Annotated in this window: 31 protein-coding genes; 4 read left to right on the forward strand and 27 right to left on the reverse strand. The window is 38.5% G+C overall.

What is annotated here, in order from left to right; translation table 11 throughout:
• Positions 1 to 481: 481 nt before the first annotated feature.
• The 8 genes from J2S17_RS05600 to J2S17_RS05635 form a co-directional block, all read right to left on the reverse strand.
• On the reverse strand, positions 482 to 1015 hold the full coding sequence (locus J2S17_RS05600; RefSeq protein ID WP_307472755.1) for a spore maturation protein: 534 nt from the start codon (positions 1013 to 1015) through the stop codon (positions 482 to 484).
• Positions 1016 to 1021: 6 nt separating this feature from the next.
• The gene (locus J2S17_RS05605) at positions 1022 to 1609 is read right to left on the reverse strand and encodes a nucleoside recognition domain-containing protein (protein WP_307472757.1); all 588 of its coding nucleotides are present in this window, start codon (positions 1607 to 1609) and stop codon (positions 1022 to 1024) included.
• Positions 1602 to 2753, reverse strand: coding sequence for a D-alanyl-D-alanine carboxypeptidase family protein (locus J2S17_RS05610; protein ID WP_307472759.1), 1152 nt, complete (start codon positions 2751 to 2753; stop codon positions 1602 to 1604). Before J2S17_RS05610 ends, J2S17_RS05605 begins: the two co-directional genes overlap by 8 nt.
• Before the next feature lie 164 nt (positions 2754 to 2917).
• Positions 2918 to 3808, reverse strand: a complete 891-nt coding sequence (locus J2S17_RS05615) for a superoxide dismutase (RefSeq protein ID WP_307472760.1) — start codon at positions 3806 to 3808, stop codon at positions 2918 to 2920.
• A 267-nt stretch (positions 3809 to 4075) separates the two neighbouring features.
• Positions 4076 to 4564, reverse strand: coding sequence for a YpuI family protein (locus J2S17_RS05620; RefSeq protein ID WP_307472762.1), 489 nt, complete (start codon positions 4562 to 4564; stop codon positions 4076 to 4078).
• Between the two features lie 103 nt (positions 4565 to 4667).
• Entirely contained in the window at positions 4668 to 5057 is a 390-nt protein-coding gene (locus J2S17_RS05625; protein WP_307472764.1) for a hypothetical protein, read from the reverse strand.
• A gap of 193 nt (positions 5058 to 5250) precedes the next feature.
• Positions 5251 to 5841 (reverse strand): SMC-Scp complex subunit ScpB, encoded by a 591-nt coding sequence (scpB, locus tag J2S17_RS05630; RefSeq protein WP_307472765.1) that lies wholly within the window; start codon positions 5839 to 5841, stop codon positions 5251 to 5253.
• Between the two features lie 4 nt (positions 5842 to 5845).
• A complete protein-coding gene (locus J2S17_RS05635) occupies positions 5846 to 6598 on the reverse strand; it encodes a segregation/condensation protein A (protein WP_307472767.1) in 753 nt (250 codons plus the stop codon).
• 210 nt (positions 6599 to 6808) lie between these two features.
• Between J2S17_RS05635 and J2S17_RS05640 the strand changes: the two genes are divergently transcribed.
• Both J2S17_RS05640 and J2S17_RS05645 read left to right on the forward strand, forming a co-directional pair.
• Positions 6809 to 6928, forward strand: coding sequence for a YjcZ family sporulation protein (locus J2S17_RS05640; protein ID WP_307472769.1), 120 nt, complete (start codon positions 6809 to 6811; stop codon positions 6926 to 6928).
• Between the two features lie 238 nt (positions 6929 to 7166).
• Entirely contained in the window at positions 7167 to 7706 is a 540-nt protein-coding gene (locus J2S17_RS05645; RefSeq protein ID WP_307472771.1) for a DUF309 domain-containing protein, read from the forward strand.
• Between the two features lie 53 nt (positions 7707 to 7759).
• Here J2S17_RS05645 and J2S17_RS05650 read toward each other — a convergent pair whose 3' ends face one another.
• From J2S17_RS05650 to spoIIM, 17 genes are all read right to left on the reverse strand, one after another.
• Positions 7760 to 8122, reverse strand: a complete 363-nt coding sequence (locus J2S17_RS05650; RefSeq protein WP_307472773.1) for a GNAT family N-acetyltransferase — start codon at positions 8120 to 8122, stop codon at positions 7760 to 7762.
• 578 nt (positions 8123 to 8700) lie between these two features.
• Positions 8701 to 10020: a diaminopimelate decarboxylase gene (gene lysA, locus J2S17_RS05655; RefSeq protein ID WP_307472775.1), complete on the reverse strand. Its 1320-nt coding sequence runs from the start codon at positions 10018 to 10020 to the stop codon at positions 8701 to 8703.
• A gap of 150 nt (positions 10021 to 10170) precedes the next feature.
• A complete protein-coding gene (locus J2S17_RS05660) occupies positions 10171 to 11592 on the reverse strand; it encodes a spore germination protein (RefSeq protein ID WP_307473238.1) in 1422 nt (473 codons plus the stop codon).
• 44 nt (positions 11593 to 11636) lie between these two features.
• Positions 11637 to 12221 carry a stage V sporulation protein SpoVABEA gene (gene spoVAEA / locus J2S17_RS05665; RefSeq protein ID WP_307472776.1) on the reverse strand — a complete coding sequence of 195 codons (585 nt, stop codon included), beginning with the start codon at positions 12219 to 12221 and terminating at the stop codon, positions 11637 to 11639.
• A gap of 63 nt (positions 12222 to 12284) precedes the next feature.
• Positions 12285 to 12707 (reverse strand): stage V sporulation protein AB, encoded by a 423-nt coding sequence (locus tag J2S17_RS05670; protein WP_307473240.1) that lies wholly within the window; start codon positions 12705 to 12707, stop codon positions 12285 to 12287.
• Positions 12697 to 13317 (reverse strand): stage V sporulation protein AA, encoded by a 621-nt coding sequence (locus J2S17_RS05675; protein ID WP_307472778.1) that lies wholly within the window; start codon positions 13315 to 13317, stop codon positions 12697 to 12699. Before J2S17_RS05675 ends, J2S17_RS05670 begins: the two co-directional genes overlap by 11 nt.
• Before the next feature lie 346 nt (positions 13318 to 13663).
• Positions 13664 to 14422, reverse strand: coding sequence for an RNA polymerase sporulation sigma factor SigF (gene sigF / locus J2S17_RS05680; protein ID WP_307472781.1), 759 nt, complete (start codon positions 14420 to 14422; stop codon positions 13664 to 13666).
• An 11-nt stretch (positions 14423 to 14433) separates the two neighbouring features.
• Complete coding sequence (gene spoIIAB, locus J2S17_RS05685; protein WP_307472783.1) at positions 14434 to 14874, reverse strand: anti-sigma F factor; 441 nt, start codon at positions 14872 to 14874, stop codon at positions 14434 to 14436.
• Complete coding sequence (gene spoIIAA, locus J2S17_RS05690; protein ID WP_307472785.1) at positions 14875 to 15225, reverse strand: anti-sigma F factor antagonist; 351 nt, start codon at positions 15223 to 15225, stop codon at positions 14875 to 14877.
• A gap of 195 nt (positions 15226 to 15420) precedes the next feature.
• Positions 15421 to 16590, reverse strand: a complete 1170-nt coding sequence (locus J2S17_RS05695) for a D-alanyl-D-alanine carboxypeptidase family protein (RefSeq protein WP_307472787.1) — start codon at positions 16588 to 16590, stop codon at positions 15421 to 15423.
• Between the two features lie 165 nt (positions 16591 to 16755).
• Complete coding sequence (locus J2S17_RS05700; RefSeq protein ID WP_307472789.1) at positions 16756 to 18060, reverse strand: pyrimidine-nucleoside phosphorylase; 1305 nt, start codon at positions 18058 to 18060, stop codon at positions 16756 to 16758.
• A gap of 28 nt (positions 18061 to 18088) precedes the next feature.
• Complete coding sequence (locus tag J2S17_RS05705; RefSeq protein ID WP_307472791.1) at positions 18089 to 18907, reverse strand: purine-nucleoside phosphorylase; 819 nt, start codon at positions 18905 to 18907, stop codon at positions 18089 to 18091.
• Positions 18908 to 18933: 26 nt separating this feature from the next.
• Positions 18934 to 20118, reverse strand: coding sequence for a phosphopentomutase (gene deoB / locus J2S17_RS05710; RefSeq protein ID WP_307472793.1), 1185 nt, complete (start codon positions 20116 to 20118; stop codon positions 18934 to 18936).
• 295 nt (positions 20119 to 20413) lie between these two features.
• The gene (xerD, locus tag J2S17_RS05715; protein WP_307473243.1) at positions 20414 to 21307 is read right to left on the reverse strand and encodes a site-specific tyrosine recombinase XerD; all 894 of its coding nucleotides are present in this window, start codon (positions 21305 to 21307) and stop codon (positions 20414 to 20416) included.
• A 13-nt stretch (positions 21308 to 21320) separates the two neighbouring features.
• Positions 21321 to 21548 carry a YqzK family protein gene (locus J2S17_RS05720; RefSeq protein WP_307472795.1) on the reverse strand — a complete coding sequence of 76 codons (228 nt, stop codon included), beginning with the start codon at positions 21546 to 21548 and terminating at the stop codon, positions 21321 to 21323.
• Positions 21549 to 21882: 334 nt separating this feature from the next.
• Positions 21883 to 22347, reverse strand: coding sequence for a ferric iron uptake transcriptional regulator (gene fur, locus J2S17_RS05725; RefSeq protein WP_307472797.1), 465 nt, complete (start codon positions 22345 to 22347; stop codon positions 21883 to 21885).
• Between the two features lie 508 nt (positions 22348 to 22855).
• Positions 22856 to 23497 carry a stage II sporulation protein M gene (gene spoIIM / locus J2S17_RS05730; RefSeq protein WP_307472799.1) on the reverse strand — a complete coding sequence of 214 codons (642 nt, stop codon included), beginning with the start codon at positions 23495 to 23497 and terminating at the stop codon, positions 22856 to 22858.
• Positions 23498 to 23654: 157 nt separating this feature from the next.
• Here spoIIM and J2S17_RS05735 point away from each other — a divergent pair, with 157 nt between their 5' ends.
• Positions 23655 to 24221, forward strand: a complete 567-nt coding sequence (locus tag J2S17_RS05735) for a GNAT family N-acetyltransferase (RefSeq protein ID WP_307472800.1) — start codon at positions 23655 to 23657, stop codon at positions 24219 to 24221.
• A 66-nt stretch (positions 24222 to 24287) separates the two neighbouring features.
• Here J2S17_RS05735 and J2S17_RS05740 read toward each other — a convergent pair whose 3' ends face one another.
• Positions 24288 to 25454, reverse strand: coding sequence for an endonuclease Q family protein (locus tag J2S17_RS05740; RefSeq protein WP_307472802.1), 1167 nt, complete (start codon positions 25452 to 25454; stop codon positions 24288 to 24290).
• Positions 25454 to 26005: an NUDIX hydrolase gene (locus J2S17_RS05745; RefSeq protein WP_307472804.1), complete on the reverse strand. Its 552-nt coding sequence runs from the start codon at positions 26003 to 26005 to the stop codon at positions 25454 to 25456. Before J2S17_RS05745 ends, J2S17_RS05740 begins: the two co-directional genes overlap by 1 nt.
• Before the next feature lie 76 nt (positions 26006 to 26081).
• Between J2S17_RS05745 and mciZ the strand changes: the two genes are divergently transcribed.
• Positions 26082 to 26237 (forward strand): Z-ring formation inhibitor MciZ, encoded by a 156-nt coding sequence (gene mciZ / locus J2S17_RS05750; RefSeq protein WP_307472806.1) that lies wholly within the window; start codon positions 26082 to 26084, stop codon positions 26235 to 26237.
• The last annotated feature ends 18 nt before the right edge of the window (positions 26238 to 26255 follow it).

Consider the following 26255-nt stretch of genomic DNA (forward strand, 5'->3'; position numbering starts at 1 on the left):
ATATCGGCGATTATTTCAATATATCAGCGACTTTTCGTTTATATCAGCGATAATCTTATTTTATCGGCGTTTTTTCAATACGCGCCTCAATCGCTCGCCTTGTGCTGCTGTTTCAGCTCAGCATCAGGGATCATTTCACTTATTTTTTTTTGATTGGAGATTATATCGGCGACTTTTCAAATTATATCGGCGATTATTTCAATATATCAGCGACTTTTCGTTTATATCAGCGATAATCTTATTTTATCGGCGTTTTTTCAATACGCGCCTCAATCGCTTGCCTTGTGCTGCTGTTTCAGCTCAGCATCAGGGATCATTTCACTTATTTTTATTTGATTGGAAATTTTATCGGCGACTTTTTTAATTTGTCGGCGATTATTCCAATATATCAGCGACTTTTCGTTTATATCAGCGATAATCTTATTATATCGGCGACTTTTCGTTTCTCACTGAAAAACTGGAACGAATGTACATATATCAATCATCTGCCAAATACTAAGAAAACTACTAAGATGGCTGCGATAAATCCTATTAAATCGGCAAGCAGTCCTACTTTCAATGCATCTCCCATCCTTTTTATGCCGACTGCGCCAAAGTAAACAGTTAGCACATAAAAGGTTGTATCTGTACTCCCTTGTATGACAGACGCCATTCTTCCAATGAGCGAATCCGCACCATGCTCCGCAATCAAGTCACTGGTCATTCCTAGCGCTGCATTACCAGAGATGGGTCGAATGATGGCAAGTGGAACGATATCAGGAGGGACACCAATAGCGACGAAAACTGGCCGAATGAAATCCATAAAAAAATCCAATGCCCCCGAAGCTCTGAATATTGATATTGCCACGAGCATTCCCACGAGAAAAGGGATGATTGAAACAGCTATTTTGATCCCGTCTTTACCGCCTTCAACAAAGCTTTCATATGTTGGAACCTTCTTATAAGTACCATATAGTAAGATAAATCCTATTAATATAGGAATAAACCAGAGGGATATTAATGAAACAATCTCCATATTACCTCATCCTTTTCGGGTTCTTCTATAATAAAAATAGCGGTCGATTAAGATTGCTCCAATGGTTGAGCAAATTGTAGCAATCAGTGTAGGTCCAACGATTTCTGTCGGAGAAGCCGAACCATAATTCATTCGAATGGCGATGATTGTAGTGGGAATTAACGTTATACTTGATGTGTTAATTGCTAGAAAAGTAATCATTGAACGGCTTGCCTCACTACTTCCGCCATTCAAAACCTTCAGCTCTTCCATCGCTTTAATACCAAGGGGTGTGGCTGCATTTCCAAGTCCAAACATATTGGCCATCATATTTGATAAAATATAGCCCATGGCGGGATGATCCTTTGGAATTTCAGGAAACAGTCTGGTCACAAACGGTCTAAAAAACTGCGCAAGCTTATTTAACAAGCCCGCATGCTCAGCAATCTTCATCATCCCTAACCAAAATACGAGAATACTGATCAAGCCAATACATAAAGTTACCGCTTCTTTTGCTCCCTTAAATATCGCCTCATTTACCTCGCCTATTGTCCCATTGAACATTGCAAAGACGATTCCCACTATCGCAAGAAAGGCCCAGATAATATTAACCATCTATTTTCACACCAACAATGGCTGTAAACAGATTACGAAAAGAATCAAAAAAGGATTTCTCTTCTTTTTTATCTTCTTTTTTAAAATAGATTGGCAAGGATTTGACTTCTGCACTTTCAAAATATATGGTCGCTTTTCCAACAATTTCAGGTATATTCTCTTCATCCTTCCAATCCTGCTTAGGCTTCGTCAATTTGTATTTCACCTCAAAGGAGTTCTTTTCATCCTTTGTAACGGGGTAACTAAAGCTATGATTCAAATAAACTCTATTATGATAAAAATCATCGTTGATTGTTTCGATGTCCCCTTCACTTAACACTTCTACGTTTTGATAGTTCTTAAAGCCGTTTTCAAACATTTGAATATGATCGTTCCAGTCATCCGGCCCGTTTAGAGTAACCGCAATCAAGTCTAAGTTCCCTTTCGACGCAGACGATACTAGTGTTCTCTTTGCCCGTTTGGTATAGCCTGTTTTCCCTCCAGTTGTATTGTCATATAGTTCTGTGAGCAGCCTGTTTTTATTTTTCCAAACACGATCCCAAGCCTCCGTCGGGTTCGGCGCCCTATGTACTTCCGTTCCGGCGACTTTTTGGTACTTCTCATTATCCATTGCATAGCGGGTCAATATCGCCATATCAAATGCAGTTGACAAGTGATTTTCATCATCATCCAATCCGTGCGGATTTGCAAAATGCGTCCTTGTCATGCCGATTTCTTCAGCCTTTTGGTTCATCAAATAGACAAACCCATCGAGACTTCCCCCCACATACTCAGAAATGGCAACTGCTGCGTCGTTTCCAGAGCGGAGCATAAGACCATAAACCAAATCCTCAAGCTTTACCTCTTCCCCTTGCTTCAAATAAATTGAAGATCCTTCAGCTCTAACTGCTTTTTCACTTATTTTCACCATATCATCCAGTTTTCCAGATTCTATTGCTAGGATTGCTGTCATGATTTTCGTGATGCTGGCAATCCGCTGTGGATCATTCGCTGCTTTTTCATATAAAATCCGCCCAGATTCCTGCTCAATTATGATTGCATTTCTTGCACTAACTGATATACTTGCCGATGCATTATGTGGAGCAGCAAGCATTAATAGTGCTGCAATGAATGAAAAAACAATGAGCTTGTTCCATTTTTTCATTGTACAGACCCCGTCTCATTTATTGGTTTGTACAAGTTTATGCGGGACAAGTATCGTTATGACAAAATCGTTTTTATTCTTTTTTCACTTTAACAATAAAAATTCTGCAATCCCGCTATATGAAACACGAAAAAAGAGACCGACATTTGTCGGACTCTTCCAGTTTAAACTGGCTTCCATTTTAATTCTCCAGCATGTTGAAATCTTGTCTCGACATCTTTCCAATTAACAATTTTCCACCAATTATCAATATAATCGGCCCGTTTATTTTGATATTGCAAATAATAGGCATGCTCCCAGACATCGAGCACCAGCAGCGGAATGGTATCCCATTGTGTTAATAGTTGATGTCGTTCAGATTGCAGGATTTCTAGATGTCGCGAGCGCGGAGACCAAACAAGAATCGCCCATCCTACGCCCTCAACTTCTTTCGCAGCTTCGGTGAAATGCTTTTTGAACTGCTCATAGCTGCCAAAGTATTTTTTGATTTGAGCTAACAATGCTCCAGATGGTTTCCCGCCGCCTTCAGGGCTCATATTATTCCAAAAGATCGTATGCAAATAGTGACCTGAACCATGGAATGCAAGCTCCCTGGACCAATGTTTCACAAGGGAAAAGTCACCGGTTGCACGTGCTCTTTCAAGCGCATCCTCAGCCTTGTTTAAACCATCTACATAAGCTTTATGATGCTTATCATGATGCAATCTCATAATTTCTTCAGAAATATAAGGTTCAAGCGCATTATATCCATATGGTAATGGAGGCAACACGTGCTTACCTGCAGGCACTGATGTTTCATTTGCATATATTGCTCCGAGTTGTAATCGTTCGTTAAAATACGCTTCCATCTCTTCGTGAATTTCTTCCACCTTTTCTGATAATGACCCTAATTCATCCGTGTTTAAAGGTTGGTCCATTCTGTCCATTACATTCGTTAATGAATTCAATTTCTGCCACAGTTCATTATTTCCATCTATATTTTCACTCTCTAGAAAATCACGCATTTCCTGATTCCATTTAAACACTTCTCTCAGATACTCGTTCATGCTGCTCACAATCTCACTCCTTCTGAAAATGAATTACGATTAGGTTAAGATAAGTTTCTGTTTGGCTTTTTAAACCTTGTGGGACTGACTTTGATTGCTAGGAATGAAACCCAGTCGTTAATACCTCACTTCTCATCCTATGAAGGGTTTAATAAAAATATAGCTAAACTGCAAAATTCAGTGGCATGAGCTTGAGTCATACTAGGCACCAAGGTAATTATGTTTTTCCGAAAGATAAAAGGGACAGCCATTTCATGGCTGTCCCTTTCTACAAAATTATTGAGATTGCATCATTTTTGTTCGATAGTCAGTTTCGTAATATTCAAGTTCCTCGCGAATATTTTGAAAATCACTTTCAAGACCTTTGAATAAATTTGATACTTTATCTGGCACTTCTTTATGAAAACGGATGGAGTTTTTCCCTGTATAAGCAGAACGGCTATTTTCAAACCAAGCATCGTTTCTTGGGGAAAAGAATTCTTCAATGCAATGATGGTAAAGACGATATAGCGTTTTTTCCGCTGCTCCACGTTGGAACTGATCGCTCATCAATATAATTCGGCAAGCATCGTGGCCTTCTTCACAGTATACTAATAGCTTTCTAATATTCGTTAAAATACGCTTATAATAATCCTTATCGCCTTCCTTTTCCTCTAACAAGGCGGTTAAGGTTGTTTCATTTAAGAAGTCCTCAAAAATATTCACAGTGTCACTGAGGAAATGCTGCACATCTTTCATTTGTGATTCTACAATTGAATTTCCCATATGTTCCTCCTATTTTATAAGGTACACTTTTACAAAAAAGATTAGAAAGTTCCTTCATTTTGTCAACCTTCACATATGCTTAACCAAACCGAAACATGAACAACTAAGGTAGCTGAAGGGCTGATTTATTTTCGATTGATTCAAGAATGTCTGGAAGTTTGCTAAAGTCATAGCCTTTGAATAAAGTTTGAAGTTCTGATTGTGAACGGACAAAAATGCGTTTCCTTTTGCTTAATGCTGGCTGATTTAACAAAGTGGCAATCGCCACGATATCCTTAAATTCCACCTCTCTTGAACCTGCCATGAACAATGGATTCTTATCATAGGGAGTAAACTCGCTGAGGAATTCTTCAAAATATTGAACATAAGTAATCGTTAATGTTTTTTCCAGCCCGTCTTCTTCAAAGGCGACTTCACTTCTGTTAAAGAAATCTTCAAACGTATTAGGCATTTCTTTTTCAAGCTCCCAGCCCTTATAATGCTTAATTAACAAGTAAACTCCTCCTCATTTATATCGGTGTGTTTATTGTGAATTTATGGGCATTTTAAGCAAAAATGAACCTGTTGTGATAATAAATTTATCCCATTCATGGATTTGCACAATGCAAAAAAAGATTAAAAATTCAGTTTCAATTTCATTTTTAAGTATATAGTAACATAAATCGCTGTGGGAGTGTTCAGAATTATCACGATTCTAATGACTCTTGAAATTTTTCAAAAAAGAGATCGGCTTCATTCTGGGTAATATCGTCTTCCTCTGATTGCTCTGGCAGCTTTGGAAGTTCTGCAATATTCTTTAATCCAAATGTATCAAGGAACTCCTTTGTTGTACCGTACAAATAGGCTCGTCCGTTTCCTTCAGCTCTTCCTACCTCTTTTATCAATGCTTTTGCAGATAAAGTCTGCAGCGGACGCTCTGTCTTTACTCCGCGAATTTCTTCAATTTCAACGCGAGTAATCGGCTGCTTGTATGCAATTACAGCCAAAGTTTCCAATGCTGCTTGGGATAAAGTTGAAGTGGAAGGAGATTCGACTAATTTTTTTAAATAAACCGCGTTCTCCTTCTTTGTTGCGAGCTGATACGTTCCCCCAATTTCAAGTACTGTCATTCCTCTTTTCTTATCTTCCTGCAAAGATACAATCAATCCATCCATCATTTCTTTCGCTTGCATTTCTTCAACCTCAAGCACTGATGCGATTTGTTTTAACGAAAGTCCTTCATCGCCCGCTGCAAACAAAAGACTTTCAACAATACCATACCAATTAACAATATTCATTAACTTATATTCCCTCCGTAGCTTCTACAAATATTTCTGAAAAGTTCATCTCTTGAGTTACATGTATGTCCCTTCTTTTGATTAATTCCAAAATGGCAAGAAAGGTAACTACCACATGCTCGCGATTAGAGACTGAGAACAGGTCATTAAAGCTTTTCTTGCCTTTAAATCCTTTCAGCTCTTTCATGATTTCATTTATTCGCATTTCTATTGGGATTTCCTGCCGTGTAATTCTTGTAGAAAGCGGTTTTTGCAGTTTCTTTCGCCGCATGAGCTTTTGCAAAGCGCCCAACATATCATAGAGAGAAACCTCTAAATTCGCCTTTTCAGACTTTGTTTCCTTCGTTATTTCTGTCAAGTCACTAGGCGGTTTTGTGTACATCAGGCTTCTCTCATGTTCGAGTTCCTTCAAATCTTCAGCCGCCTCTTTAAATTTGCGATATTCCACTAATCTTTCCACAAGCTCGTCCCGAGGATCTTCTTCCATTTCCAAGGTCATATCCTCATCAAATGCTTCTTCCTCATGCTTAGGCAGAAGCATTTTACTTTTTATGGCCAGCAGAGTCGCTGCCATTACTAAATACTCACTTGCAATATCTAATTCCAGCTCCTTCATCGTATGGATAAAAATTAAATATTGCTCTGTGATCTCAGCAACTGGGATATCATATATATCTATCTCCAACCGATTGATTAAATGTAAAAGCAAATCAAGCGGTCCTTCGAAGGCATCAATTTTCACATTATAATGTTGCATATATTCCACCAAAATTTCTATATAATTAATATTTAAGTTTTAGTTTTAAACCGTTCTAGCCTATAAGCTATCTTCTAGTATAGATGAATACAAGAGGTTGTCCAATCCAAAAAACCTCTTCCTTCCATTAAAAGCGCCCAAACGAAACACAAAGTGCCTACATACTATAAAAAGGCAATGACAAATAGGCTATCATGGAGGTATGTAATAATGTCTAGACAAGAAAATGAAGCATGCAGAGAAGACAACTGCGGGTTCGGCACAGGTTTTGCCTTAATTGTCGTCCTGTTTATTTTATTAGTTATCGTTGGAGCTTCTTGGCTATTTTAACATATGCGGAGAGTATTTGGCTTCATATACCCAGCTAGATAAAAAAGTGATATCTTTCTATGCTATGAACACTCAGTCACAAGTTTGAATGAAATCAAAAAGCAATTGTTTTTTCATACACAACTATGCTCGGGTTTTCCGAGCATTTTTCTGTTGTCTTAATAGATTGCAATAAAAAAATATGTTAATATGATGCTAACTCAGAGGCATACTACGCCCTTTTAGGAGATGTAATCCCATGTATCCACAAGCTTATATCAATTATTTGGTTCATTTTCATGGCGATAGAGATTATTTTGAATGCCATGAAATCCTCGAAGAATATTGGAAAAGTGTTGATAAGAATAATAAAAGCTCAATATGGGTTGGATTGATTCTTTTCGCCGTTTCTCATTATCATCACCGAAGAGGAAACTTTAAAGGTGCTGAAAGAACAATGCAGAAGTCAATTAATATCTTAGGGAGTAAAAGGAAAGAAATACAACAGCTTGGGATAGATGAGATCAAACTATTAATGGATCTTAATAGTCAACTGCAAGGTATTGCCGCTCAAACAAAGTATAAAAGTTATACCTTTCCCTTTTCTGACCCTCAATTGATTGAAATTGCGAAGCAGAATTGCATACAAGAAGGGTTTATTTGGTGTCAAGATAGTGACTTACTCAACGAGGATCTCATTCATCGACATGTGAGAAGAGATCGCTCAGATGTAATAAAAGAGAGGTCATTGGCGCTTAACAAAGGCATAAATGAAGACCGTGGAAACCATAATATATAAAGAATGACTAAGATATTGTCCAGTGGAGGTTAAATAAAAAAGCAGCGAAATTTTTATTCGCCGCTTTTACAAACTTCCTCACATTTTAATAAAAATGGTTCGGTATATTCGTTTGCTGTTAATTCTTTATCTGTATACATCTCATTCAGAGCTTTGATCATTGCTTTCCCGATCCCCTGATGTCTATGAGAAGGATTTACTGAAATATGTTGTACTTCGAGGGTTGCTTCTGTAAAGGATACACCTACAAGGCCAATAATATCCTCTTCTTCCCTCCACAAAAACAATTGCAAGTTTTCGTCTGTTTCATAATCCTTTATCGACTGGAGAAGCTTTTTCAAGTCCTTCTCATTCGGCATAAAAGATAAAAGTCCCATAGCAATTTTTTCAAAAGATTTTTTATATCGAATTAGCATTATAATCCCTCATTATTTAAATAAACCTTTTATTAGCTATTATTTCCATATTGTTGAAAAATTAAACTTTGTCTCAGGTACTATATATTATGTATGTACTTGCCTTTTTGCTCATTTGATAAAAAATATATATTTAATTCCCTGGTGCAATAAATATCCAATAAATAACGCCCCAAATTAAACCAATACCCAAAATAAAAAAGAATAGCAGCAAATTACTCTTATTCATGGTGCCAATAGCGCTCCTTTATCCATTATAACGATAAATCATCAAAATGATAACCTCATGGAGTCATTTTCATATCCCAAAATAAACCATTTTTACAACCCAACGATAAGATAACACTCATTGTACACCATAAGCTAATAGAATCCAATAGCTTTTTTGAGAAAAGCAAGAGCAGGACGCTCTGAAAAAACAGACATACTTGAATTAAATGGTAATGATTTCAAGCTTAAAAGTTGATACATCACATCATTAGGGTATCTTCCAAACCATTAAAAAAAGTGTGAATAATCTTTGACAATAAACGAAAATACGGGGAGCAGTTTTATTCCCCGTATTTATTAAAGATTATTTAATACTTCACTTTTTCATTCATTGGTAAGTCAAGACGGACCATGTCTTCAAAGGTCTCCCTACGGACAACCAATGTTGACGCACCTTGCTCCACGAAAACGACTGGAGGACGAGGAATACGATTGTAATTATTCGCCATCGAGTATCCATATGCACCTGTACAGAATACAGCTAAAAGATCGTCACTATCTGCCTTTGGCAACGGTAAATCCCAGATGAGCATATCGCCTGATTCACAACATTTACCTGCAATTGAAACGGTTTCTTCTGGCTGCTCCATCACTCTATTGGCCAATACGGCTTCATAATTCGCTTGGTAGAGTGCAGGTCTTATATTATCGCTCATTCCTCCATCAATCGCTAAGTATTTCCTTACTTCCGGTACATCCTTACTCGATCCTATTTTATAAATGGTTGTGCCTGAATCTCCAACGAGCGAGCGTCCGGGCTCAATCCAAATTTCCGGCATTTCCATCCCATATTCCTCTGCCTGTATTTTCACTTCTTTAATAATCTCACTAACATATTTCGAAGGAGGCAGGGGTTCATCATTTTCAGTATAGCGAATACCAAATCCTCCGCCCAAATTAAGGACAACCGGTTCATATGATAATTGGGTCTTCCAGTCATATAATTTAGTGAAAATCTTTTGTGCGGCTAAAATAAATCCGGTTGTATCAAAGATTTGCGAGCCAATATGACAATGGATACCGAGAATATCAAGGCAAGAGGATTCCATACTTATCTTTAAAGCTTCCTCAGCTTGGCCATTTTGCAAATCAAATCCAAATTTTGAATCTTCTTGACCTGTTAAGATATAATCATGCGTATGAGCTTCGATGCCTGGAGTCACTCTCAATAAAATTTTCACCTTTTTTTCAAAGGATAAAGCAATGTCCTGCAGTAAATTTAATTCATAAAAGTTATCTACAACTATGCAACCGACATTGTGAGTGAGTGCCATTTCCAGTTCTTCTCTACTTTTATTATTGCCGTGGAAATGAATGCGTTCCGCAGGGAAGTCTGCAGCCATTGCTGTAAACAATTCTCCGCCAGATACGACATCAAGTGAAAGACCTTCCTGCTCAACAATTTGAATCATCGCAACTGTTGAAAACGCCTTACTCGCATATGCAACTTGAGCTTTAACACCTAATTGTTCAAATGTCTCCTTAAACCCTCTTGCTCTTTTTCGAATGAGATCGACATCATAAATATATAAAGGCGTACCAAATTTATTGGCTAGCTCAATTGTGTCCATTCCTCCAATTTCTAGATGTCCTTTTTCATTAACCTTAGAAGTCCCGTGAAGATACATGTTTCCCCCTCTTTCAATAAACAAAGCTTATTTCTTTTAATGTTAAAATAGACAGTTTCTAAAGAGACTGTCTATTCTGTCATCCTTTAATCCTTTATTCAGTTGAAAATACTTTAACATAATTCGAAGTTGCCTGCAATCGCCATTCAACTATTTATCATTAGTTGGTTGTTTGTATCTATTTCTGGCATGAGTGATACTTGGACGAATTTTCGATCCAGGAATGGCTCTTCTAAATATGATATGAGCAAACGCCCCAGGACAAAACGGGATAAACGGCCATAAATAGGGTGTTTTAAATGATTTAATACTTGCAAGTATAATAATAAATAAAGTTACACCGACAACAAATCCTGGGGTATGGAAAATGGCTACAGCAATAAGTAACGACATCCTAATTAATTTATTTGCAATACTCAATTCATAACTCGGTGTGGCAAATGTACCAATCGCAGCAACTGAAACATAGAGGATAACCTCGGGTATAAATAAGCCGACTTTTATCGCAATATCTCCAATTAATATTGCTGCGATTAAGCCCATGGCAGTAGATAATGGGGTCGGAGTATGAATGGCTGCCATTCTGAGAAACTCAATCCCTAAATCTGCTAATAATATTTGAACAAGCAAAGGAACATTTGTTTCTTCATTTGGTCCGATAAAAGAAATGGCTTCAGGTAATAAGGATGGTTCCATTACAAATAGAAACCATAAAGGTAATAAAAATAATGATGCTGCTAAACCGACAAATCTCAACCAGCGAACAAATGTACCGACTGCTGGTGCTTGTCGATACTCTTCCACATGTTGCAGATGATGAAATAAAGTAGTGGGAGTAATAATAACACTTGGTGATGTATCAACAAATATAACAACATGTCCTTCCATTAAATGAGTAGCTGCTACATCCGCTCTCTCAGTATATCTAACCAGTGGAAACGGATTATAGCTTTGATGTAAAATAAATTCTTCAACCGTTTTATCTGCCATTGTTAATCCATCAATCTTTATCGCGTCAAGTTCCTTTCTCAAAATATCAATGAGATCAGAATCAGCTAAATCCTTTATGTAGCCAAGAGCGATATCCGTCTTGGAGCGCTCCCCGACATGCATCATTTCAAATCGGAGCCGTTCATCTCTAATCCTTCTTCTCGTGAGAGCTGTATTTACGATAATATTCTCAACATAGCCATCTCTTGAGCCACGGATGACTTTTTCAGTATCTGGTTCCTGTGGTGTTCTTCCCGGATAACTTCTTACATCAATAACCAGCCCAGTGTTTTCACCTTCCATGACCACTACGATCAGTCCTGAAAGCACTTGATCCACTAATTCATCAATGGTTTTGATGCGATCCACAGACTGATGGACAATACGGTTTTCAACGATATCAAACAGGTGGGTAGACAATTTTTCATGATCATTAATAGCGACAAGCTCTTCAACAATCTCAATGATAAATTGCGTTTCCGTTAATCCATTTATATAGTAAAGATGGATATCTTTTTTTAATACCTTTAACTTTCTTACACCTAAATCGAAACTCTCTCCAAGTCCAACTCGGTCCTTCATGTATTCTTCCAATTCCTTCACTGACTTTGGAATTGGCTTTTTAGTTAACTCCTTGTTTTCTGCCAATCAAAACCGCTCCTTTCTAAGATGAGCTCAACTGCTTTTTTGGTAATCGGTGAACCATTTTTATAATGATCGACTTTTGCCATTTTGCCGATATCACCGATTCCTACAATGATCGGAACATTTAATGTATCCAAGCAATAAACCGTATCTCCGGTTATTCTTCCTTCATCCATATCAGGTATTCCGAATTTATCTACACCATATGAGGTTAATTCGCCAAAGCGGTCTATGCTGACATCGACCTTCGTCCATTCTTCATGATGGGTTCTTGATGCAACTGCTATGACTCCGAGTACTTCAATATCCCTATGATTAGCGACATCCTTCATTGCCAGCTCTCCTGTGCCTTCCCCGACAAATCCACTATCATCGAACATGACATAAACCGGGTCACATTTTGCTTTTTTTATTAGCTTAACGATTTCTGAGCCGGATAGCACTGTCGGGTTTGCCTGAGATGAGGAGATACATCTACCTCCGATCTCTTTCGCAACCAGCTCCAACGTTTTTTTTGCATATTCATCACCATCTGTTATTAATATGACACGCCTCCGGTCACCCATTCTCTGATGTCCTTTCCTGTCTGTCTGCCTAAAACTGGCAACCGCTAGATTGACTGTATCCTTTTATTTACTGACAAAATAAATCCATTGAAAAAGAGAACCAAAGACTTTACCGAAAACAAACGCCATCAGTAAATACGTAATTTGTCCATCCACACCGATTCTTTTTGCAAGAATAGGAAATACATTTAACACCTCTGTTAACGCTGCCGCTAGCATACCTACGAATGTCCCGCAGGCAAGTCCAATTGGAATTAATACAAACGGGCTAATCGAGAAGACTGGATTCCATAAGGCTGCCATCGCGCCGCCTATCACTCCAAGAACAGCAGCCCATTCGTAATAATGAATCATTTTCATTGTCTTCGTTAGTTGCGTAAGCCTGGGGATAATCCCCAGCACTGATAAGAAAGCGACAAACCCTGCACCTACTGCAATTCCGCTAGCTAGCCCAATAAACATCACAATTAGAACCTTAACGATCATCAATATTTTTCATACTTTCTTTGTTCTCATTCATGGATACATAGCTATCCAGGTCAAGCTGATAATTAAACATCTCAACCTCTAACGGACTTGGTTCTTCATTTAACCTCTTCTTAAACACATGATTAAAGAAGATAATCATTCCCAAGCCGAGTCCAAGTGAATAAGGAATTTGAAAGATTAGCGGCTTACTATCAACTTCTCCAGTTATGATGGTATAAATTTTCTGCTGTACCTCCTGCATACTTACATCTTCATGAAAATTCATGATTGTAAGAGCAGCGCCAAAGAACAAAAGGAACCATATCAACATAAACATTGGCATCGATATTTTCTTTCCCTTTGCAATGACCTCAATAATAATTTGAGGGGGTCCAATTGTTTGTACCTCAATGGTTTGATCAAAAGCAGCCAGCAGACGGATAATCTTCATCACATCTATCACGATAATATTTCGATCCTTATCCGTTACTGAATGAACTGGAATCTGCCTCAGCTTTTCATAAATGGTCTCATCTGAAATGATTTGTGCGACATCTTTTAAAAATACAGTTTCGTGCGGTTTTACTTGCAAACGATGTCGCATGCGAATATAAACTAAATGATCCATCCCTTCACTTCCCACACAAAGATTTCCTTGCATATAGTATGAGTTACAAGCTTTTTCTTCATGAAGACCAATAATTGGGTTGAATATGGTTCATTATGGAAATATACCGAACTAGTTCAGTTATAAAAGAGTGGAAAGACTAATATGAATGACTGCAAAATAAAAAAACACATGGATTTACATATCCATGTGTGAGACTGCAGACAAACTTATTTAATTATTTTGAAAAATTTAAGTACGGGATTTTCCAAAGCTTACCGCTCGCTTTCCGCGTGGCGAGCGTCGAGCCGCTCCAAATCCACTGAAATTTGTTTGTTGTTCTTTTTTCGGCACTTGATACATGGGTTTACATATCCATATGTTCTTTCATTTGCTGTAGAATTTTCTTTTCCAGCCGAGAAACCTGCACTTGTGAAATCCCTAATCTTTCAGCTACTTCTGATTGTGTTTGGTCTTTGTAATATCGCAGGTACACAATTAACCTTTCACGTTCATCGAGTTCTCTAATAGCTTCTTTTAAAGCGATTTTATCAAACCATTTTCCTTCATTGCCATCATCAATTTGATCTAAAAGGGTGATAGGATCTCCATCATTTTCATAAACTGTTTCATGAATGGAGGATGGGATCCTGCTAGCATCCTGTGCAAGGATGATATCTTCAGATGGGATATCAAGAAACTCTGATATCTCAGAAACGGTTGGAATGCGGCCAAGAGATTTAGACAATTCATCCTTTGCTTTACGGATTTTATTGCCCAATTCCTTCAATGACCTACTTACCTTCACCGTACCATCATCACGGATAAATCGTTGAATCTCTCCAATAATCATCGGAACAGCGTAAGTAGAAAACTTCACATCATAGCTTAGATCGAATTTATCTACTGATTTTAAAAGTCCTATGCAGCCGATTTGGAAGAGGTCGTCTGGTTCATATCCTCTATTAAGAAATCTTTGGACAACTGACCATACAAGGCGCATATTCTTTTGCACAATAAGGTCTCTGGAATCTTGATCACCATCTTGACTTTTCTTAATGAGTTCCTTGACTTCGTGATCTTTTAAGTAGTTTTGTGCTTTATTTGATTTAACCTCCACATCCATAGCAAGACTCCTTAATTACATAGCATTTTACTATTTGATAAATGCTTCTTTAATTGGACTTCTGTGCCTTCTCCGGGGTGTGATTGAATCGTAATTTCATCCATGAAGTTTTCCATAATCGTAAATCCCATGCCGGATCTTTCCAAGTCAGGCTTCGTCGTATATAAAGGCTGACGAGCTTCATCTACATCAAGTATGCCTAATCCGGTATCTTTGATTGTTAATTCAACCATTCCATCTTCAATACTGGCAGAAATATAAACGATGCCGTTCGGATCATTTTCATATCCATGAATGATTGAATTGGTCACCGCTTCAGAAACTACCGTTTTGATTTCAGTTAATTCATCCAAAGTTGGATCTAATTGAGCGATGAATGCTGCGACGGTAACACGTGCAAATGATTCATTTTGACTTAATGCACTAAACTGAATTTGCATTTGGTTTTTCATTTATGCTACCCCCAATCTTTGCAAAGCGAATTCTTCTGTCGGCTCTAATCGGATGATTTTAAATAATCCAGACATATCGAATAATCTTTGCACTGCGGGGGAGATTGCACAAACAACCATTTCGCCATTCATCTGCTTCACTTGTTTATATCTTCCTAAAATGACACCTAAACCTGAACTGTCCATAAAGGATAATTGTTCAAGATTCAATACAATATGGTGAATATCAAACTCCTCGATTGCTTTTGTTGCCTGTGCACGCAGTTCATCTGCTGAGTGATGATCGAGCTCTCCACTTAATCGAACACATAAAACATCATGCTTAACCTCTAAATTAATTGATAGACTCACTACCCATAGCCTCCTTTAATATGCAGCTGCTTTTAATGGATAGGCTTTTACTAGCTTAAGTCAAATGATTTTAAGCTACATTTTGCCTTTATAATGAGTCAATTTCTATATGGAGCCTTGCTTTTCCTTCAACAGGACAAAACTAGTGCAGATTCGCTAAAATTAGTGGCGCTCTCGAAGCATTCGACATCAACCTTAATTATTTGCCTTCGTAAAGATGCCCATTGATCGTTTAAAAAGTGTCCAGAAGCTTGCTTCCTTACTGTTTTCCTTTGCAATCAGCGGGCTTTCAACGACCGTTTTTCCATCTTTTTTAAAGGTGATCGTTCCGATTTCATCGCCTTTTTTAACGGGAGCTTTCACATTTTCTTTCAGTTTGATTGATTGTTTAATCTCTTTAGCATTCTCACCTTTTTTTGTAAGTATTGAAATCGGTTCACTTGTTAAAGCTTCGATTTGTTTTTTCTCGCCTTTACTTACCAGTACCTTTGCGAGCGATTGATGTCTTTTATACATTGGGTGAGTTTCATATTGATTGAAAGCAAAGTCAAGCATTTTGGTTACTTCAGCATTTCTTTCCTTTGAAGTTGGCGCCCCAAATACCACGGCAATCACACGCATGCCATTTTTTTCTGCGGTAGCGGTTAAGCAATATTTTGCTTCTTGTGTGAAACCTGTTTTAAGCCCATCTACACCAGGATAAAAACGGACAAGCTTATTTGTATTGACTAACCAGAATTTTTTTTCAGTATTTTCACGCAAATACGCCTCATAGGTACCTGTAAACTTCGTAATATCTTCATATTTCAACAACTCTTTAGCCATCATTCCCATATCATATGCCGTACTGTAATGATCAGCAACAGGCAGACCTGTCGGGTTTTTAAAAACGGTATCTTTTAATCCTAATTCTTTTGCTTTCGCATTCATTTTGTCGACAAACTTATCGACTGATCCTGCTAACCTTTCCGCTACTGCAACGGAAGCGTCATTGCCTGACCCAATCGCGATCCCTTGAAGCATCTGTTTTGTAGTCATTTCTTCGCCCGGCTCTAAGAAGATTTGCGAACCGCCCATTGATGCTGCATACTCGCTCGTGCGAATTTTTTCATCCCAAGTTAGCTTCCCTTCATCAAGAGCTTCCATTATTAAAAGCATTGTCATGATCTTGGTCATACTCGCTGGAGGTAATTGTTCGTTACTATTTTTTTCATACAAAACAGCACCTGTATCTCTTTCGATTAAGATAGCTGACTTTACATTTTCAACTAATTCCTCTCCGCCGCTTTCCCTTGCAAAAGCTTGAGGAGAAAAACCTGTTAGCAATAATAAAAAGACCATACTGAATGAGACAAATCGTTTCATCGCATAAACCCTCCATTCTTTATAGCTTCCATCATTTCCAGTTAGAGATAATTTATACCAATTTTCTTTCTTGCAATTAAGAATTTTTATGCGATAAAAACTTAAAAATAAAAAAGGACGAAGAGCAGGCATTCACATGCGTGCTCTTCGTCCTTTTCTTTGTGTTTATTTTGTTATGACTTCATGAATTAATAATGGAGCGTCTACTTGCTTTGCAGACAGCTTTATATTTTTATAAAGACGGGCTTTGATTTCTTCAACATTTTCAAAGTTGCTGTGAATTGTGAGAAGCGCTTCGCCTTTTTTCACTTCATCGCCAATTTTCTTATGAAGCATCAACCCAGCAGCTAAATCAAGCTCTGACTCCTTTGTTGCCCTTCCAGCACCTAACAGCATAGCAGCTGTGCCAATTTCATCTGCTACCATCTCTGTCAAATAGCCATCTTCCTTGGCTTCAAGTGCAAATGTATATTTGGCTTGCGGAAGTTTCGTTGGATCATCGACTACACTCTCGTCTCCGCCTTGAGCGCGTAAAAATGTTTTAAAGGTATTGATGGCCGAACCATCGTTGATTACTTTTTCCAGCATTGCACGTGCTATTTCAATAGACTCTGCTTTATTTGCAAGGTAGACCATATGGCTTCCCAATGTGAGACATAATTCAGTTAAGTCCTCAGGACCTTTGCCTTTTAATGTATCGATGGCTTCTTTTACTTCAAGCGCATTGCCAATTGCATAGCCAAGCGGCTGACTCATATCCGATATAACCGCCATTGTTTGCCTGTCGACATTATGTCCAATTCGAACCATCGCTTGAGCGAGTGCTTTTGAATCGTCAATTGTCTTCATAAAAGCGCCCGCCCCGGTCTTCACATCAAGGACAATAGCATCAGCACCTGCGGCGATTTTCTTACTCATAATTGAACTTGCGATTAATGGAATACTATCCACTGATGCAGTTACATCGCGTAATGCATAGAGCTTTTTATCCGCTGGTGTCAGGTTTCCGCTTTGTCCGATAACAGCCAATTTATTCTCATTGACTAAACTAATAAATTCCTCATTTTTTATTTCTACATGAAACCCTTCAACTGATTCCAATTTATCAATTGTTCCACCTGTGTGGCCAAGTCCTCTTCCGGACATTTTCGCAACAGGTACGCCCACAGCAGCAACAAGCGGTCCGAGTACGAGCGTAGTTGTATCTCCTACACCACCAGTTGAATGCTTATCGACCTTTATGCCTTTTATTGCCGATAAGTCTATTTCATCTCCTGACTTTACCATGGCCATCGTCAAATCTGCTGTTTCTCTTTCTGTCATTCCTCTGAAATAGATAGCCATTGTCAGTGCGCTAACTTGGTAATCAGGTATAGTATCATTCGTGTATCCTTGAACAAAAAATTGGATTTCTTCTGTTGATAAGGTTTTTCCGTTCCGTTTGTTTTCAATGATATCTACCATTCTCATATGCGTTCCCCTGCCTTTAAGCTTATAGTTAACCGATTGCGTTTACGATGCCTTTTACATATGAAAGAAAATGCTGCTTCACCATTTCGGTCGTTTCGATCACTTCCTCATGATTCAATGGCTGATCTAAAATCCCTGCAGCCATATTGGAAATACATGAGATCCCCAGTACTTCCATCCCTGCATGATTAGCTACAATGACTTCTGGAACTGTTGACATGCCAACGGCGTCTCCACCCAACGTCCTTAACATCCGGACCTCGGCAGGCGTCTCATATACAGGGCCTGTATTCCCTACATATACGCCCTCTTGAATGTTTAAACTTAAGCCCTTTGCCACTTCCTTCGCTTGTTTTGTTAAAGATTTGGAATAGGCTTCTGACATATCAGGGAATCGAACTCCAAGCGCGTTATCGTTTCGACCAATAAGCGGGTTTCCACCCATATTATTTATATGATCCGTAATAAGCATTAAATCGCCAGGAGAGAAGCTTTCATTGATTCCTCCAGCAGCATTTGTAACGATGAGTTTTTCAACACCGAGCTCCTTCATCACTCTGACTGGAAATGTAACAGTCTCAAAGGAATATCCTTCGTAATAATGAAAGCGTCCTTGCATGGCAACAACTTCCACTCCATTCAAACTACCAAACACGAGCTGGCCAGCATGGCCTTCTACAGTCGAAACTGGAAACTCAGGTATACCTTCATACGGAATTTTAACTGGGTTCTCAATTTCATCCGCTAAAACGCCCAATCCTGAACCAAGAATAAGGCCGATCTTTGGCTTTTTCCTATATTGTCCTTTTAAAAAGGCTGAAGCCTCTTGTATTTTTGAATAATTCAATGATATGAACTCCCTTCACCGCTTGATTATTTTAAAGACTGTAAAAAGCTTTTTCCCGATTGGGGCAGCTTTACATTAAAGTTCTCTGCAATTGTAGCGCCAATATCGGCAAACGTCTCGCCAATTGGAAGTGCTTTTCCTTCAGCCATTCGTTTATTGTATACAAGCAAAGGCACATACTCTCTCGTATGATCCGTTCCCGGATGTATTGGATCATTCCCATGGTCAGCTGTAATAATGAGCAGGTCATCCTCCGACATTTTCGCAAAGAGCTCAGGAAGGCGCGCATCGTATTCTTCAAGTGCTCTCCCATACCCTTCAGGATCACGACGATGACCAAATAACGCATCAAAATCCACTAAGTTTAAAAAGCTTAACCCAGTGAAGTCCTTATCAAACGTTTGCAGCAGCCTGTCCATCCCATCCATATTTGAAGTGGTGCGTATCGCCTCAGTCACACCTTCACCATCATAGATATCATTAATTTTGCCAATGGCAATTACGTCCAGGCCTTCATCCTGCATTTCATTCATAACTGTACGCCCAAACGGTTTCAATGCATAATCATGGCGATTCGAAGTCCTTGCAAAGCTTCCTGGTGAACCAATGAACGGTCTTGCTATGACACGTCCCACCATATATTTTTCATCTAAAGTCAATTCTCTTGCAATTTCACAAATTTTATATTGCTCTTCGATCGGAATGATTCCTTCATGTGCGGCAATCTGTAAGACCGAGTCTGCTGAGGTATACACAATTAACGCACCAGTAGCCATATGCTCTTCACCGAGCTCTTCCATGATGACAGTTCCACTTGCCGGTTTATTACCAATTACCTTCCTGCCAGTCCGTGCCTCTAGTTCCGCAACCAATTCGGGAGGAAACCCATTTGGAAAAACTTGAAAAGGTGTATCCACTGTAAGGCCCATGATCTCCCAATGACCGGTCATCGTATCTTTCCCAACAGAAGCTTCCTGCAGCTTTGTATAATAAGCAAGCGGTTTTTCTGTTTTTTGAATGCCTTTAATCTCTCGAATATGGCTAAACCCTAAGCTTCCCATGTTTGGCATATGAAGTCCGTTCATTTTTTCCGCAATATGACCTATTGTATCCGACCCTTCGTCACCAAAATTCTTCGCATCAGGCGCTTCGCCAATACCGACTGAATCCATGACAATTAAAAAGACTCTTTTGTATGTAAATTCTTGCATTATGCTATTCCTCCTTCAATCTGAATAAAATGACAATTAAGCGAACAAGAAATGATGATCATCTATTTTCATTTCACTTAAGTAAACTTTTGAAAATGCAATTGGTTCATTGCTCCAGCAATTATAAAATAAAGTATCCGCTCTCGCACAAACATATATTACCCGTTCATATCCCAATCAACACAATATGTATCTATATGTCGGAAGTCTGACATCTCTATTGTACTGAATTCCAAAAAGAAAAACAGCCCTTTTAGATAATTTCTTTGGCTGCTCTTAAAATATGAAACTATGATTAGGCCCGTGGATGAAACTGGCTATATACATCTTTCAATCTAGCTTTTGATACATGAGTATAAATCTGCGTAGTTGAAATATCCGCATGACCCAACATCTCTTGAACCGCCCGCAGATCTGCTCCATTCTCAAGCAAATGTGTGGCAAAGGAGTGCCTTAATGTATGAGGTGTTAATTCCTTTTGAATGCCAGCTTCTTCTGCAAGCCGTTTCAAAATCTTCCAAAACCCTTGTCTTGTTAGCCCTTTACCATGGTGATTTAAAAACAAGACATCCACTTTATGCTTACTTTTGGCAAACTGAGGTCTTCCTTCATTTATATACTTCTCAAGTGCACCTTGAGCTGTTCTCCCCAAAGGAATGATTCTTTCTTTATTCCCTTTGCCAATACATCTAACGAATCCCATAGATAAATGAATATCACCTATTTCTAGGTTGATTAATTCACTTACCCTAATTCCTGTCGCATACAATAGCTCAAGCATAGCTTTGTTTCGCAGACCGAAGTGATTCACGAGCTTGGGCGTTTCAAGCAAGGTTTCCACTTCCGCCATACTAAGCACCTTCGGCAATGTTCTCTCTGGCTGTGGTGATTCAATATGAACGGAAGGATCGTGATCGGTCACTTTTTCACGAAGAAGAAACTGATGGAAAGCGCGGATGGAAGCTGTGTGGCGCGCCAATGTTTTCGAAGACTTGCCCTGCTCTTTCAAATGCGCCAAAAAATGGACAATATAGAGTCGTTGGACTGCGTTTAGCTCAGGCAATTTCTCCACCTTGGCTACATATTTTATATAGCTTTTTAAATCACGCTCATATGAAAGAATGGTGTTTTTTGCAAGACCTTTTTCAACCACTAAATAATGGATAAAATCTTTAAGCTGATCGTTCATCACCTGCATAATATTACTCCCCATTTAAATAGAAAAGAATTAAGCGATCAAACCATGTAGAATCTGTATCATTTCCACTTGAAACTACTTTAACTGCCGCTCCATTTGGTTCATCATATCTATGGTAATCTTGATACTCCTCATTTAACCACATAATACCATAATAAAAAAGGATTGTGCATCCAGTAAACAGCACGAAAACCTTGACAGTTTGATAAGCTACTTTAAACCAGGATTTCATTTCTTCTCCCCCACAATAGTTCTTATTATTAAAAGATATGCCAATTTGGACAAGAATTATACCTATAATAGGGAAGGTTACTGGAAAATGCATGAACAATCCTAAGAAAAGGAGTAAAACATGATTGTGTGGTTTCCAATAGTTATAGCCAATAGTCTTTAGCTGATTTTAAAAGGTTTTATATTCTATTTCATATCTTGATTTTTTCTAAGATTTATAATAAATCGTCAGCCCAGTAAAGTATATGAAGGCATATCTGCCTTATGATTCTCGGGTTTATAAGGATGGGGATAAACAAAATAAAAACCTTTTCCATTGTAGAAAAGGTTTTTGACTAAGCGTCCGATTCATCATCTTTTTTCTTATCTAGGCAGCGATAGCAAATGCCGTGGAAGGTTAAGCGATGATCTTTTATTTTAAAGTTCCATCTTCTTTCAACTACTTCTTCAACGTCTTCAAGAAGATCTTCTTGAATTTCATCCACTGCTCCACATTCTATGCATACAAGATGATGATGGAAATGGGCTGCGCCTTCTTGACGTAAATCATATCGGGAAACACCATCACCAAAATTAATTTTATCAACAATTTTCAATTCAGTAAGTAATTCAAGCGTTCTATATACAGTTGCTAAGCCTATTTCAGGCGATTTTTCTTTAACAAGGAGGTATACATCTTCCGCACTTAAATGGTCCTCTTCATGTTCTAACAAAACGCGAACCGTTGCTTCACGCTGTGGTGTTAGTTTATAACTGGATGAATGCAATTGCTTCTTTATTCTATCGATTCTGCTTTCCATACCGAAAGTCCCTCCCTCACCACTAACATTCTCATTATAACAGATAGCAGATGAGAATCAAAATAAAATTATTACAAATAAGAGTGAATATTAATTATCAAAAAAGAATAATTATCATTATATTACTATTCTAGTAATGGAGCTTATTTGAATCATATTTTAGCAGTGGAAGTGTTTGTTTTATACTTCAACCATCGAGCCTAAGTCGCTTTCTATTGATGAATGATATATACCTTTTACCCCTAAACGAAATAAGCTAAGCGAAGAGTTAAGTTTTTTAGATAGGAACACTGCATTTCAACTTAAGTTGCTATTATTGTATTGAATGTTTTTGTTTTCCTACGTATGGTGTAAGGTGCATGAGGTTCTTTGAATGCGTATTTTTCTCGTTTCTGGAAGAGGTCAGACTCCGTTTTTATCCAGCCTTCTTTTCAGCCCCTTCATCTTTTCTTAAACATAAAAATAGTGCAAAAATCCATTGAGGATTCCGCACAGTGTAAAAATAATATTAAATAACGGATTCAATCACCGTTTTCATTAAAGTTGGTGATACAAATGCTTCTACTCCAGCAGCTGCTCCCAAGCATATTATCGCAGCGGCAAAAGCGATCATATACCCCCCAAAAAGCGGCAATATCGGACTTCCTATCTTTTTCATAAACTGCCGTTTGATCATTTTTAACGAAAGGGCGACAGCCAATGTCGCAGCAACGATAAAAATTGGAATGATAATCAGATTTTGTGGAAGAACAGATACAAAGGATAATAAAAATCCATGCCATCCCATTTGATTAACTAAGAAGCCTACAGTAAATCCCACTACCATGCCTTTTATAAATAATAGGATAAGAATAACCGGCAAGCCGATAATTGATATACCAAGGAGCCAGATCAGACCGATAAATTTACTATTATGAAACAAACTCTGCTGAAATAGATCCCCTGGAGAAGCTACTTCCCCTGTAGCAACTTGGCCAAAAAACTGTGTTAAATAGTAGAACAAATCTTCTTTCTGAGTCAAACTTAAACTGTTTACTACCACAGCACCAAAAATAACACCCATTAGAAATAGCACAATTACAAATAAATAGATTGAGGAATGCTCGCGGAAATGATTTGCGACGACGTTCTGGTATATTTTTTTCTTCATTGCTCTTCCTCCTGTACATTTTTACTTATTAAAGTGTATGCTTGTCCTTTTTATGTATGACAGAAAGAATAAAAAAATTGATTAATACAGATTATTTGTATTGTCTAAGTTTCCATTCACGTATATAATTGAAAAAAATTCACAGGGGGGTTTCACCATGAAGCCAGTTTTAATAGACTTTCCAGAACGAATAGAAACAGAGCGGCTCTATTTTCGACCTTGTTTGCCTGGTGATGGAGCAGTGGTACAAGAATCAATCACAGCTTCAAGGGAGAGCTTGAGTGAGTGGCTGCCATTCGCCGTAAAAGAACAGTCTGCCTCCGAGGTAGAAGCAGGTATTCGGCAGTCACATGCAGACTTCATTTTGCGAACTGATTTTAGGATGCATATTTTTCGTAAAGAGGACGAAATGTTTATCGGTTCAATCGGACTTCACCGTGTTAATTGGGATGTGCGAAAATTCGAAATTGGTTATTGGTGTGATACACGTCAAAGTAAAAAAGGGTACATAACAGAAGCCGTGGAGAAACTGACTGACTTCACATTTACTCATTTGCAGGCGAATCGAGTTGAAATTCGATGTGATACTATGAATCTGAATAGCAGGCATATTCCAGAACGTCTCGGCTTCACACTTGAGGGAATATTAAGAAGCGACAGCCTGGGGACAGATGGGAATACGTTGCGCGATACTTGTGTATTTGCAAAGATTAAAGGTGAGTGAATTTAACTAAAAAGAGCATTCCCACTCAGTCATCCCATGACCTGATGAGAAAGCTCTTTTTTATTTTTAAGATTTTGCGATTTTCCCATACTTCCCTCCACCACCGGCATCAAGTTTCAGCTTTCCTTCTCTAGCGGCAATGATCTGCTTTGCGATGGATTCCGGAATCACACTCTTCATCGATTCGTAAGGCACTTGATGCAAGATCGCCATTTCTGTCCCAAAATGATTTAATAATCGCTCAAGCATTTTCGGACCTAGTCCCGGAATGAATTCAAGGGGAACTTGATGAATATATGGGGGCCGTTTATGGGCATTCCTATCCCCTGACTCTAATTCTTTAATTCGTTCTGCCACACCTTTAATGCATTTCTTGCTGTCGCAATAGCGGCACTGGGCAGCATGTCCATCATAAGAGTTCAGGCATTTTGCACACACCGTCTGATGATACTTCCCTAGAAGCGGATCGAGTCCATAATTGGCGCTCACATTCCTGCCGTCTTCATTTCTTAAGGCTTTGGCAAATTCTTTAAAGGTCGGCTTCTCCAGCTGAATCAACTGATACTCTCGCGCAATTTTTTTTAATGAATGAGCGTCAGAATTCGTTAAAAATGTAAATGGATGAAGTTCTGAGATTAGGTCAGCCATAGCGGTATTGGCACTTAATCCAAGTTCGATGGCGTCAATGGCTTCGACATCAAAGACCTCGGTCATGGATTTCACTACACCTTTTCCATACATACTTTTAAAAGGAGTAAACACATGGGCAGGAATAAACAACCCCGAGAGACTTTTTACTTCTTTCTGCAATTCTCGCCCGCTCGCATAGATTCGCTGGGAGCTTAATTGAACATTCTTCAGATGCTGTGCCAGCCATGATGAAAATTCCTTCATCGCATGCATTGAAGGAAAGTAGCAGAGTACATGAATGGGACCATGACAATGTTCATCATAAATTTCCAATTCAGATCCTGGAATAATCGTCAGATCCCCATATTGAAGGCCGCCCTCTTCAGATTGTATTAAGGTGCCTTTTGCAAGCAGCTGTTCAATTTCTGCAATCACTTCAGGAGAATGACAATCAATGATCCCGATTATATCCAGTCCTTTTTCATTCCGCGCATGTTTAATAATATTTGAAAAGGTAAGCGTCTTCGCACCAGTAATCTTTACTGGTTTACCAGCCCATGTGCGGCCAATATGAATATGCATATCTGCATAATATTTTTTCATTACTTTTTTAACGCCTCTTGCAATTGAAGATATTGCACAGCATAAGCGGTTTTTGCATCATAAATTTTCTGTTCCTTTAACAAAATCAACGCTTCTTCTATTGAGACTTCCATCAAATTGACAAACTCGTCTTCATCCGGGGATGCCGCATCTTCTACAATTTTTAATCCCTTTGCAATATATAAATGGACGATTTCGTCTGCAAATCCTGGTGAAGTATAAAAGGAAATTAACCAATCCATCTCATCGCAGCCATATCCTGTTTCTTCTTCAAGCTCTCTTCTCGCACATTCCATTGGATCTTCGCCTTTTTCAAGCTTGCCTGCAGGAATTTCTACAATTGTTTTCTCTAAAGCCTTGCGATACTGCTCTACCATTACTATTTTATTGTCCTCTGTAATGGCAAATACTGCCACTGCCCCAGGGTGCTTAATGACTTCCCGTTTAGAGGTTTTTCCATTTGGCAATTCCACATCTTCGAGCTGAAGACTAATGACTTTTCCAGAAAAAATTTTCTCTGTTTTGATTGTTTTTTCTTCTAGATGACTCATCTTTATCGTCACTCCTGTTCTATCCCGATTATGTTTGCTCATACATTTTATCATACTTTAATTGGAGGAGTATGAGATGAAAATATATGTACATGAAAAGGGAATTGTTATGGCCGGAAAAGCTTGGGAAATCCGTGAGAAGTTGAAGGAATATCATAAACAATACCCGTTGTTAAAAGATTGGATCGAATCGGCGGACGGGGAAACAAAGGCGATGAAGAAAGACAGATGATTTGTCGGCAATACAACT

Origin of the sequence: Cytobacillus purgationiresistens, assembly GCF_030813235.1 — a bacterium.
Classification (GTDB): Bacteria; Bacillota; Bacilli; order Bacillales; family Cytobacillaceae; genus Cytobacillus; species Cytobacillus purgationiresistens.